Origin of the sequence: Nostoc sp. NMS4 (assembly GCF_017115095.1) — a bacterium.
Classification (GTDB): domain Bacteria; phylum Cyanobacteriota; class Cyanobacteriia; order Cyanobacteriales; family Nostocaceae; genus Nostoc.
The window spans coordinates 1-13,161 of record NZ_JABXKI010000196.1 but is presented as its reverse complement, the minus strand read 5'-3'; the positions used below and the strand labels follow the sequence as shown (position 1 = coordinate 13,161).

Below are 13,161 nucleotides of genomic sequence, written 5' to 3'. Positions count from 1 at the left end.
TATAAAATTGCCTGAAAATACTGTTCAAATTTAAGCAGTAATCAATAATCTTCCTCATCCTGGCAAATTTGGCAAATAAGAAAATCAACAAAGCTAATATCTGGTGAAAAACGAATTATTAAGCGAAATAAATTCAGGAATTAGACAAAATCATCAAATAAGATAGATGCACTCGAAATGTGTCTTATTGGCGCACCCTCTTCTAGAAAATAAAAGCAGCTTGCCACAAAGTTCTTGCGTAAGTCCTGATATTGTGAAACCATATTTTGTGACTCGCTGATGCAACTAACTAATTTATCTCTAGCTTCACTCCAGAAAAATTACTGGTACTGGTAATAATCATGACGCGATCGCCAAATTCAGAAAACAATCAAAAACCATCTAATCGTCGTCTGTGGCTCCTGCTTTTAGGACGTACCAGTTTGGCTCTGGCTGGGGTTTTGCTAGTTGGAATTATAGTTGGTGCTTGGTGGGCTAGAAACTATATATACAAAGATTTAGCGCCATTAGTGCAGCAAAATCTTCAGCAATTGCTGGGGCGTTCGGTAAAAGTTGGGAACGTTGAACGTTTTTCGCTCACTAGTCTGAGATTTAGCTCTTTATCGATACCAGCAACTGCTAGCGATGGAGATTCGGTGGTAGCGAAAGCTTTGGAGGTGCAATTCTCGCCGTTGCAACTCCTCCTTAGCCGAAAACTGGAATTAAATGTCACCTTAGTTCAACCTAATGTCTACGTTCAACAGGATAAAGATGGTCGTTGGGTGACAGCCCAGGTTAAGGCTGGGGAGGGACAAGGCTTTATTCAAACTGAGTTACAGTCGCTGCAAATTCAAGATGGCAATATCGAGTTGATGCCATTCACCGCAGCAACTAAACCGAAAGGCTCAGTAATCTTAGATCGAGTTGGTGGTATTGCCCGATTTTCCGACAAAAATCAAAGGATCGGTTATGACTTCAATACTCAACTCACTAGGGGAGGGAATGTTAAAATTGTTGGCGAAACCCAAGTAAAAGCTCAACAAACTAACCTTCAACTACAAACACAAAATTTACAAGTATCTGATATCACTCGATTAATTCAGTTACCGATCGCTCTGCAAGCTGGGTATTTAAATGCTGACTTAGGGGTTCAAATTCCAGCCAAACTGTCAGACATTGCAATTACCGGGACAGCTACAGCTAATCAAATCACTGCAAAAATTCAAAATATTCCTCAGCCGATTTCTAATTTTAATGGGAAATTTCTATTTCAGGGTCAGACAGTTACTTTAGATAATCTGAGTACGAACTTTGGCAAAGTTCCCATTCTGGCTAATGGAACAATTAATACTCAAACAGGTTTTAATGTCTCTGCTCAGATTAAACCAGTTAGTGCGAAAAATATCTTAGATACCCTAAAAGTAAATTCGTCAGTCCCAGCTAGTGGCGAAATTCAAGCAAATATTAAAATACTAGGCGCACTTCAACAACCAGTTCTAAGCGGTACGGTAAATAACACCAAACCGATTCAAGTTGACCGCATTCAATTTAAAACCATTAATACTGATTTCCGCTTGAATGCATCTCAAACTGCATCTCAACTTACTGTCTCCAATTTGAAAATAGTCCCCGCAGCTGGTGGTGAAATTACAGGCGGCGGTCAAGCTAATCTAGGAACCAAAGATGGGGTAATATTTAATGCTCAAGCTGATGGGATATCAGGAGATATACTAGCACGGGGTTATGGCGTTACTCTCCCGATCGCAGTGGGCAATGTTTCTGCAAAAGCCCAAATTTCTGGCTCACTTCGCAAACAGCCATTGAAACTTGATGTTTCTAATGTTCAGGTAACGCCGCCAGCCGGGGGGAAAATCACCGCCAATGGTCAAATTCAATTGGCTCCCCAAGGTCAGGTAGGTGTAGATATTCAAGCTCAAGGTATCCCAGCAAATGCGATCGCTCAAGGTTATGGTATTTCCACTCCCATTAATGTTGGTGGTATATCTGCGAACGCTAAAATTTCTGGTTCTCTGGGTACACCCTTAAACGTCAATGTTTCTCGCGTTCAAGCAAATCCAGATGTGGGAGGGCAAGTTACAGCTAGCGGACGAGTTCAGCTTGCACCCCAAGGTAGGGTGGCGTTGAATGTGCAAGCAAAAAATATACCAGGAGATGCGATCGCTAAAGCCTACAATTCCTCACCCTCCATCACCATTGGGAATGTCTCGGCAAATGCGGATATTTCGGGTACTCTAAGCAATCTGCAAACAGTAGCGCGGGTGCAAGCGCCGAGTGCCACCTATCCCACCACCGGACGAGTTGTTGTTACCAAACAAGGAGAGAATATCGTCTTTCCCGATGCGGTTGTGAACGTCGCCGGGGGGACAATTAGAGCTACAGGTGAACTTGCACAACAACGCTGGCAAGGATCTGTCAAAACTTCTCAAATTCAACTCAGCCGCTTTTCACCACAATTGCGAGGACAGCTGAATAGCAATATTCAGTTAGCAGGTACAACCAAATCTTTCCAACTTGCAGATATTCGCGCCGCCGGACAAATCAGCCTTCCTCAAGGGGTAGCGCTGCTGGCAAAACCTGTTACCGCAAAATTTCAGTGGAATGGACAGCAGATTATCGTTGAAAACGCAAGTACCCCAGGATTGAGTGCTAATGGTGCGATCGCTATTCAGTCTCCCCCAACTGGCGCGCCCCAAATTGCCAGATTTGATTTAAATGTGCTGGCGCAGAATTTCAACTTACAAAATACTGGCTTTAAAGTTCCTGGGGATGTAGCAATAGCAGGACGACTTGATTTTAATGGGAAAGTTACAGGTACTCCAGATGTTCCTCAAGCTAAAGGGAATATCCGACTGCGGAATTTCAATGTCAGTAACTTGGCATTTGACCCACTTTTAACCGGAAACGTGAATTTGCAAGGGGGACAAGGGGCAAGTCTGCGATTAGCTGGGAAACAAGATAGGATAGCGCTTAACTTAGGTGCAGATTATCGTCCCACCTCATTTTTAGTTAAACGTGATGGGGCAATTACCACAGGTAGAACTGAGGGAGATAACTTGCTCATCAACGCCCAACAGTTCCCCATCGCTCTTGTTGGCGGCTTTTTACCGAACAATCAATTGAAACCTTTGGCGGGGCAATTATCGGGAAATTTAGTTGTTAATCTAAATAATTATGCCATTGCGGGGGATGTGGCGATCGCACGTCCTCGCGTTGCCAGAGTTGCAGCCGATGAATTTCGCGGCAGCATCAATTATGCTGATGGTACAGCTAGCTTGGCTAATGGTCTATTGCAGATTGGTGATAGCAACATCGCTCTTAGTGGTAATGTGCAAATGGGCAATGACCCGCAATTTCAATTCCAAGCTAATTTTGCCCAAGCCAAAATCCAGAGACTTTTACAAGCGTTTAATATCTACGACTTTAAAGACCTTAATAGTGGGTTACAGCCTCCAACCTTAGCTGGAGCCGAAGCACTTCAAACAGAGTCTATCAGTTTGCCCAATGCAGATTTGAAAACACAGTTAGGATATTTCTCGAATATTACAGCAGCCAATGCCAAAGAACAGCAAGTAGAGACAAAACAAACCCCATCTTTGCCCAGCCTTGCAGAATTAACGGGTGCATTAAGCGGAGCAATTACAGCCAATGGCTCGTTAAAATCTGGGTTGAATGTCGGCTTTAATTTTCAAGGTGCTAATTGGCAATGGGGTAATTATTCCATCAATCAACTCGTTGCTCAAGGCACTTTTGCCAATGGTCTTGTCACACTTTCGCCCTTGAGTGTGGGGATTGATGGCGGACTAGTGGCGTTTTCAGGACAGTTAGGAACTGAGCAACTATCTGGAAAATTGAATGTAGCCAGTCTACCTTTATCACTTTTAGAGCCTTTTATCGAAAAATACCCCATAGATATCACCGGGAAAGTTAATGCTGATGCCACTTTAGCAGGGAGTTTGCAAGACCCGAATGTAAAAGGCAAAGTGGCGTTAGCGAATGCGACTCTTAATAAACAACCCGTGCAAACCGGAGAGGTAAACTTTGATTACAACAAAGCTCGCTTGAATTTTGATAGTACCTTACTCGTGACAGGAACGCAGCCAGTCGCCATTAAAGGTAGCGTACCTGCTCCGTTACCTTTTGCCAAAGTGCAACCGGATAGCAATCAAATCAGCATCAACGCCAATGTGCAAAATGAAGGATTGGCACTGTTAAATCTGCTTACCAACAATCAAGTCGCTTGGGTAGACGGTCAAGGAAAAGTAGATTTAAATGTTCAAGGTACTTTAAATGAACCAATTATTAACGGCAACGCCACACTTAATAATGCTACCTTTCGCGCTCAAGCCTTATCCGACCCTTTAACAAATGTCACAGGAACAGCGCTATTTAATGGTAGTACGGTAAGCGTTGAAAATATCCAAGGTAATTACAATCAAGGGAAAGTAACTGCATCAGGCATCTTGCCAATTTTTGATGCTCAACAAGCCGCAGCGAATCCCTTGACAGTATCAATAGCAGACAAACTCAATTTTAAGCTGGCAGGATTGTATGAAGGCGGTGTTGGTGGTGATGTCGTGGTTCGCGGTACAGCGTTAAAACCTGTAATTGGTGGAGAGATTAAACTGAGTAATGGTCAGGTAATTATTGGCAACTCGACTACTACTAAAAAATCAACAGCTACAACTGAGGCTAATACTAAGGTCATAAATCTAGATAGACAACAGACTAACCCTAACGCCACACCGACAGCAGACAATAGCGCTAACCCAGTGGCTACAGCAGACGCAAGTACTAAGCCAGTGGTGACAGCCGACGCAAACACTAGCGCAGTAACTCCAAGCAATTTACCTGTAACGTTTACAGATTTAAAGTTGATTTTAGACAAAAATATTCGCGTTACAACTCAATCTCTACTAAGCTTTGTACCAGGAGGAGCGGCATTAAGTCAGCCTATATTAAACTTTGACGCAACAGGCGGCTTGACTATCAATGGTACATTAGCAAAACCGCTTCCTGAAGGATTGATTCGTTTGACAGGAGGACGACTGAGCTTATTTTCCACTGAGTTTACCTTGGCGCGGGGCTATGAACAAACTGCGCGATTTATTCCAAGTCAAGGACTTGACCCGACTTTAGATGTCCGACTGACGGCAATTGTACCGGAAGCATCAGCAAAGAACACTCAAACTTTGGAATCACCCTTGTCTTCTGAAGTCAGCGATGTTTCTGTAAGCAACTTTGGGACTTTACGTAGCGTTACCGTTCAAGCTAGGGCGAACGGCCCTGCTAGTAAATTGGCTGAGAACCTAGAACTGACGAGCGAACCTAGTCGTAGTAAGGGAGAAATAGTTGCTTTGCTGGGTGGCTCAATTCTGGGTTCTTTCAGTGGTCAAGCAGATGCAGGCCAAGGACTGACTAATTTCGCTAGTTCTACCATTTTAGGTAGTTTACAAGGAACTATCACTGCGGTCGGACAAGCTGTTGGTTTCAGTGAGTTTCGGATATTTCCGACTCCATCTATTAATAATGATGAATCAAAAACATCAAAAGCTTCAATTCTTAATTTATCAGCTGAAGGTGTGTTTGACATCAATAAAAATTTCTCTGCCTCTTTATCACGCGCTCTTTCTAGCAATGACTCTTTCCGTTTCAATGTCCTCTATCGAGTCAATGACGAAATTCTGATGCGAGGCTCAACTGATGTGGGGGATGACAATCAACTTCAAGTTGAGTATGAAACCCGATTTTAGATTGCTGCATTAGCATTGTGTGCCGATACAATGGCATTGCGAGTTAAGAAACTTGTATAGTATTTATCAATTAGGCTATTCGGCGTAGCTTTGGATTTAGATATTGCGATCTTCGGTTAATAACTTACGATTACCGCATCTGTGCAAAAATCGGAAAACCTCTTTCTCCCTGCACCTGCACCCTGCACCACCTGCGGTCTAAGAGGTTGTTTGAAAAGTTCTATGTGATACTAATCGAATGATTACCCCCCTTAATCCCCCCTTATAAAGGCTACCGTGTATACACAAGTCGAATTACCCCCCTTAATCCCCCCTTGTAAAGGGGGGAAACCGGAAAATCTAGTTCCCTCCCCTTTGCAAGGGGAGGGTTAGGGTGGGGTAAAACTTCGGTTAATCAGCTATTTCAGACTTGTGTGTACACCGTAGCCTTTATAAGGGGAGGCTTAGGGTGGGGTAAAAGAATATTTGATACATCAATCATGACTTTTCAAACATCCTCTAAATGATAAGTCTTTACCCGAACACGATATGACTGGGGAAACTGAAAAACTACGGTTTGAGATATTCTTGTAGTTGTTGGGTACGTAGTTTTGTGGTATTTTCCAAACAGCCAAAATAAATGGTAGGGACAATACTTCCGCCCTCATATTTGCTTCTCTCAAACTCACAATTGGTATCTCGAAACTTGACCCATGCTACCTGTGCAGCAATCAATTTCTGTTTTCTAGATTTTTCTAATGTAGATACCAATTGTTGATAAACTTGATTCAGTTTTTTATCTGCATTTTGATAAGATAACTTCGTACATTCATTAATTGCTGCTTGAGTTTGAGGATTATTGCAGTTGAGCTTTTGAACTAAGCGCATCTCAGATAAATCAGGTGTTGTACCTGCTATTGTCATGGCGGAGGTATCTAAACTGCTGAGAGTTAGGATACTGCACAAAACTAGCAATAATTGACGCATAGCAAAATCTTTATTGTTAAGTATGGAAATTTGATATTTTAGTTAACGTCGAACTAGCGATCGCAGTAGGAAGTGGTATGCTCCACAAATAAGTGTTACGGTTCGCGCTAAGTTTTCTCTATTCTGGCTACCAAGACACCCCCGCGATGGAGTTTTGGTTAAAAGCAGGAGACAGCAACTGCGCGGAATCGAAAGGGGTAAGCGATCGCTAGTATATATACTTATCGATCTGACAGGAAAAGGGATGATTTTTTTAAAGAAATAAAATATCCATTTTTGTTAGAAGTATGATATCTGTATCTAAAATATTTTTATTATACGTCAAATTCCGACAAAACTCTTGCATTTATCATTAAAATAACTGTATTCTTTATATTGTTGAAAATTGTTTTTCACAAAAGCAATAACAAAGCACAATTTCAGCACATCGTCAAAAACATTGACTGGGCAAATCGATAAATGTCGATATCAAACCCAAATCTGTGTATGCCGTTGTCGCTGGCATTACGAGTAACAGGAGTAACTCTTGAAATGAAAAATCAAATATTTTGTTTATGTGTGTAGTTTAGCAAGGAATTAACATTTTTTTCTATTCCCTATCTCTTACAGTCCCTACCTAATTTGAATAGAGAAGAGTATTGGCTAAATTTTCAATCTTTTCATCTCTCTAATCGAGGCAAGAAATCTATTCTGTGCTGGCTGAGTTTGGGATTTCAAGCCCATTTTATCAACGAATCACGACCAGGAAAATTATGACCTCTTTAGATCCTAATTTTTTTGACATCCCGGACAAAAGCCTAATCATCATCGACCCAGCCGTTGATGACTCTAAAAAGCTAAATGGCAATAACTTGGAAGTCATCTTTAAAGACGTAGTAGATACAGAAGTAAGAACAGTAACTTCAGAATCACCTAAACTGCTGAAAGCTCCACCGAAGGAATTTTTAGCGCCTCCTGGTGATTTCAATCCTACACTACTACTGTTTTTTGCATCTGTGACAGTACTAGTGTCATCTCATTGTGGTTACTGGCTTTGGGAATGGCCAGACTGGCTATGTTTTGGTTTTAATACTATTTCTTTGCATTGTGCCGGAACAGTAATTCATGATGCTTGTCACCAATCAGCCCACCGCAATCGAGTAATTAATGCCATGCTAGGGCATGGTAGCGCCTTGATGCTAGGGTTTGTTTTCCCAGTGTTTACACGAGTACATTTGCAGCATCATGCTCATGTCAACCATCCCAAAGATGACCCAGATCATTTTGTTTCTACAGGTGGCCCACTGTGGCTGATTGCATTTCGATTCTTGTCCCATGAGGTGTTTTTCTTTCGACGGCGACTGTGGCGCAAATATGAGCTATGGGAATGGTTAATTAGCCGTTTAATTGTCGTTGCAATTGTTTATATCTCAGTTCAATATCATTTTTTAATGTACGTTCTCAATTTTTGGGTTGTACCTTCTGGTATAGTGGGATTAATACTGGGGTTGTTTTTCGATTATTTGCCCCATCGTCCCTTTGTGGAACGCGATCGCTGGAAAAATGCTCGTGTATATCCTAGCCCAATTCTTAACATCCTAATTTTAGGTCAGAACTACCATTTAATTCATCATTTATGGACTTGTATTCCCTGGTACAAATATCAGTCTACATACTATCTGATGAAGCCTTTGTTAGATGAAAAAGGCTGTTATCAAACTTCAGGCTTACTACAAAAGAAAGACTTTTTAGAGTTTATGTACGATATCTTTGTAGGAATTCGCTTTCCTCATCAAAAAACTCAAAATCAAGATGAATCACAAAGTCGTAAATAAGCATTAACTTGTGAATTTATCATTAGTCATTAGTTATTTGTAAATAACCAATGATCCTGACGGGGCGACAAAAAAGGCTATGATACTGATAAAATAAGCTTCATAGCCCTGAGACCCCGTTCATAATACTTGCGTTTATTGGGACTTAATTTCATTAAATCCGTGACTAAATCTTGACATGGTTCTACAAAATTGACCCAAGTTTGACCATATAAACCAATATAAAAAGAATGAGGTAAAAGATTCATTACTGAATGATAAAGAAAATGGAATTTTATCTTCAGTGAATAAATTCCATGATGGAATTATAGATACTTTAAATAGCAAGCCAATATTAGCTAAATAAAAGTTGCTTGTTTTTAAGCAGATATCAAATTTCTGTTGTTTGGCGTTGATGTTGATATAGCGGTTTTCAACTGAAATGTAATCTTTGATAATTTATCACTTTAACCCGAAAGAAACCCCGTCTCTCTGCCATCCAGCATAACTCATACCAATTCTGTATAAAGATGCGCCAAATTATATAAGGAACGAACCGCAAAGGGCGCATTCGCGGAGCGTCTCGTCAGAGAAGGACACAAAGGAAGAAAGAAAATTTGGCGCGGCCTCACAAAGAAATGGTATCACAACTACATAATTAAAGTCTGTCTATGCATACTAAAAAATATTTAGTCAGCATAGGCAAGTTTTGTTTTGTAACTAGATTAGATAACTAAATAGCTATTTAACCATTAAATAATATTACAAAATGTTTACAAATATGTGAGCGAATACTTTTATATAAAGTCAACAATTACAAAGAAATATTTCGTTTTTTATATCGATTTGTGTCATATAGGCGATAAAATGCCTACTGGGTAAGCGTTTTCTGATAAAAAACAGATATTACCTAAAAGATCACAAGTTACCTGTGGCTGATGATGCCGCTAGGAACTTCCTTCAGAGAACACGCATCAAAGGAGCCGAAGAAGCATGTTCACACACGTCAAGTCCACCATTAGACACATTGCGCCTGATAACTTACGCGGACGTAGTTTAATCAAGGTGGTCTATGTCGTGCTTGAGTCCCAGTACCAGAGCGCATTGTCGCAAGCGGTTCGCACGATTAACGCGAACAATCCCGACTTGGCGATTGAAATCAGTGGGTACTTGATTGAGGAACTCCGCGACCCAGAGAATTACGAGGAGTTCAAACGAGAAATTGAGAGTGCGAATATCTTCATCGCCTCGCTCATTTTCATCGAAGACTTAGCACAGAAAGTAGTAGCAGCAGTAGAACCACACCGCGATCGCTTGGATGTTTCTGTTGTCTTTCCCTCAATGCCAGAAGTAATGCGCCTAAGTAAAATGGGCAGCTTTTCTTTGGCACAATTGGGTCAGTCAAAAAGTGCGATCGCGCAATTCATGCGGAAACGCAAGGAAAAATCCGGTGCGGGTTTCCAAGATGGAATGCTGAAGCTGTTGCGAACCCTGCCGCAAGTGCTGAAGTTTTTACCGATGGACAAGGCACAGGATGCCCGAAATTTCATGCTCAGTTTTCAGTATTGGCTAGGTGGTTCTCCAGAAAATCTGGAAAACTTCTTGCTGATGCTAGCTGATAAATATGTATTTAAAGGTATAGATAAACAAGATTTTGCACCTTCTACATACCAACAGCCGGTGGTTTATCCCGATTTAGGGATTTGGCATCCTTTGGCTCCCAGTATGTTTGAGGATGTGAGAGAATACCTCAATTGGTATACAGCTCGTAAGGATATTTCTAGTGATCTCAAAGATCCTCTAGCTCCTTGTGTCGGGTTGGTATTGCAACGCACTCACCTAGTTACAGGGGATGATGCCCATTATGTGGCAATGGTGCAGGAATTGGAAGCATTAGGCGCACGGGTATTACCTGTGTTTGCTGGTGGTTTGGATTTCTCCAAGCCTGTGGATGCCTACTTCTATGAACCAATTACCAAGATACAGTTAGTAGATGCAGTGATCTCGCTGACTGGTTTTGCTTTAGTGGGTGGCCCAGCTAGACAAGATCATCCCAAAGCAATTGAGTCACTCAAACGCTTAAACCGTCCTTATATGGTGGCGTTACCCTTAGTATTCCAAACCACAGAAGAGTGGATGGATAGCGATTTGGGGTTACATCCGATACAAGTAGCTTTGCAAATTGCGATTCCCGAATTGGATGGGGCAATTGAGCCGATTGTATTATCGGGTAGAGATGGAACTACAGGGAAAGCGATCGCACTGCGCGATCGGGTTGAAGCTGTAGCCGAACGCGCCTTAAAATGGGCTAACCTCCGCCGCAAGCCGAAGCTGGATAAAAAAGTCGCTATCACCGTTTTCAGTTTCCCACCAGATAAAGGCAACGTGGGAACCGCCGCTTATTTAGATGTATTTGCTTCCATCTACGAGGTAATGAAAGCCCTCAAAAATAACGGCTACGACTTACCAGAATTGCCAGAATCAGCCGAAGCGCTGCTGCAAGAAGTCATTCACGATGCCCAAGCACAATACAACAGCCCAGAACTGAATGTTGCTTATAAAATGTCGGTTCCTGAGTATGAGGCGCTGACCCCATACTCTCACCGCCTAGAGGAAAACTGGGGCCCACCTCCCGGACATCTCAACAGCGACGGGCAAAATCTGCTGATTTATGGTAAGCAATTCGGTAACGTTTTCATCGGTGTGCAACCCACATTTGGTTACGAAGGCGATCCAATGCGGCTGTTGTTCTCACGTTCAGCTAGTCCTCACCACGGTTTTGCTGCCTACTACACTTACCTAGAGCAAGTTTGGCAAGCTGATGCTGTACTGCACTTTGGTACACACGGTTCCTTAGAATTCATGCCAGGTAAACAGATGGGGATGTCTGGTGATTGTTATCCAGATAACTTAATTGGCTCAATTCCCAACCTGTATTACTATGCAGCGAATAATCCGAGTGAAGCGACAATTGCCAAACGTCGGAGTTATGCCGAAACAATTTCCTACTTGACACCGCCGGCAGAAAATGCTGGTTTGTATAAAGGTTTGAAGGAACTCAGCGAATTAATTGCTTCCTACCAAACCTTGAAAGATAGTGGACGAGGTGTTTCCATTGTCAACAGCATCATGGACAAATGCCGGATCGTGAATCTGGATAAGGATATCAACCTGCCAGAAACCGATGCCAAGGAGATGAGTGCCGACGATCGCGATAATATTGTTGGCAACGTCTACCGCAAGTTGATGGAAATCGAATCGCGGTTATTGCCTTGTGGTTTGCACGTCATTGGTAAACCTCCAAGTGCCGAAGAAGCGATCGCAACTCTGGTAAATATTGCTAGTCTAGATCGTCAAGAAGAAGGACTTCAAGGTTTACCAGGAATTATCGCTAACAGCATTGGGCGTAGCATTGATGATATTTACCAAAATAACGACAGAGGCATTTTAGAAGATGTCCAGTTATTGCAAGATATCACTTTAGCAACCCGTGCAGCAGTTACCGCCCTTGTCCAAGAGCAAATCGACGCGGAAGGACGAGTTTCTCTGGTTTCCCGGTTGAATTTCTTCAACATGGGCAAAAAGGAACCTTGGGTAGAAGCATTGCATAAAGCAGGTTATCCCAAAATTGACACCGCAGCTCTAAAACCCCTGTTTGAGTATTTGGAATTCTGCCTGCAACAAGTTTGTGCCGATAACGAACTGGGAGCATTACTCAGAGGCTTGGAAGGTGAGTACATTTTACCTGGCCCTGGTGGTGATCCCATCCGCAACCCGGATGTATTGCCCACAGGTAAGAATATCCATGCTTTAGATCCGCAATCCATCCCAACAACAGCAGCAGTACAGTCAGCCAAAATCGTTGTAGACAGGCTTTTAATCCGTAACAAGTCTGAAAATGATGGAAAATGGCCAGAAACCATCGCCTGCGTCCTCTGGGGAACCGATAACATCAAAACTTACGGTGAATCCCTAGCGCAAATTATGTGGATGGTGGGCGTGCGTCCAGTTCCCGATGCCTTGGGACGAGTGAACAAGTTGGAATTGATATCTTTAGAAGAGTTGGGACGACCCAGAATTGATGTAGTAATCAACTGTTCTGGTGTATTCCGCGACTTGTTCATCAACCAAATGAACCTGCTAGATCAAGGGGTGAAGATGGCGGCCGAGGCAGATGAACCCTTAGATATGAACTTTGTTCGCAAACACGCTTTGCAACAAGCTGAAGAAATGGGGATTAATCTGCGTCAAGCAGCAACGCGCGTTTTCTCCAACGCTTCTGGTTCCTACTCGTCAAATATCAACTTGGCAGTAGAAAACAGCACTTGGGATAGCGAAGCCGAGTTGCAGGAAATGTATCTCAACCGGAAATCCTTCTCCTTCAATTCCGATAACCCCGGAATTATGGACGAATCGCGCGGTATTTTTGAAAGTACATTGAAAACTGCTGATGCAACTTTCCAAAATCTGGATTCTTCCGAGATTAGCTTAACGGATGTTTCCCACTACTTCGACTCAGATCCCACTAAACTAGTTGCAAGTCTGCGCGGTGATGGTAAAAAACCAGCATCTTATATTGCAGATACAACCACAGCTAACGCCCAAGTGCGGACATTATCAGAAACCGTGCGTTTGGATGCGCGTACCAAATT

Annotated in this window: 4 protein-coding genes and 1 pseudogene; 3 read left to right on the top strand and 2 right to left on the bottom strand. The window is 42.4% G+C overall.

Translation table 11 applies throughout. From position 1 onward, the window contains the following. Positions 1-341: 341 nt before the first annotated feature. On the top strand, positions 342-5,750 hold the full coding sequence (locus HWQ37_RS16565) for a translocation/assembly module TamB domain-containing protein (RefSeq protein WP_292748741.1): 5,409 nt from the start codon (positions 342-344) through the stop codon (positions 5,748-5,750). A gap of 549 nt (positions 5,751-6,299) precedes the next feature. Here the strand turns inward: HWQ37_RS16565 and HWQ37_RS16560 are convergent. Beyond that, positions 6,300-6,716 carry a lysozyme inhibitor LprI family protein gene (locus HWQ37_RS16560; RefSeq protein WP_292748739.1) on the bottom strand — a complete coding sequence of 139 codons (417 nt, stop codon included), beginning with the start codon at positions 6,714-6,716 and terminating at the stop codon, positions 6,300-6,302. Positions 6,717-7,468: 752 nt separating this feature from the next. Here HWQ37_RS16560 and crtR point away from each other — a divergent pair. Further along, positions 7,469-8,530, top strand: a complete 1,062-nt coding sequence (gene crtR / locus HWQ37_RS16555) for a beta-carotene hydroxylase (RefSeq protein ID WP_292748737.1) — start codon at positions 7,469-7,471, stop codon at positions 8,528-8,530. A 77-nt stretch (positions 8,531-8,607) separates the two neighbouring features. On the opposite strand, the pseudogene HWQ37_RS16550 reads toward crtR, so the two are convergent. After that, positions 8,608-8,760: pseudogene (locus HWQ37_RS16550) on the bottom strand (IS4 family transposase); the annotation flags it as partial. A 742-nt stretch (positions 8,761-9,502) separates the two neighbouring features. Between HWQ37_RS16550 and HWQ37_RS16545 the strand changes: the two are divergent. Beyond that, the coding region (locus HWQ37_RS16545) for a magnesium chelatase subunit H (protein ID WP_292748735.1) at positions 9,503-13,161 on the top strand (3,659 nt) is incomplete at its 3' end.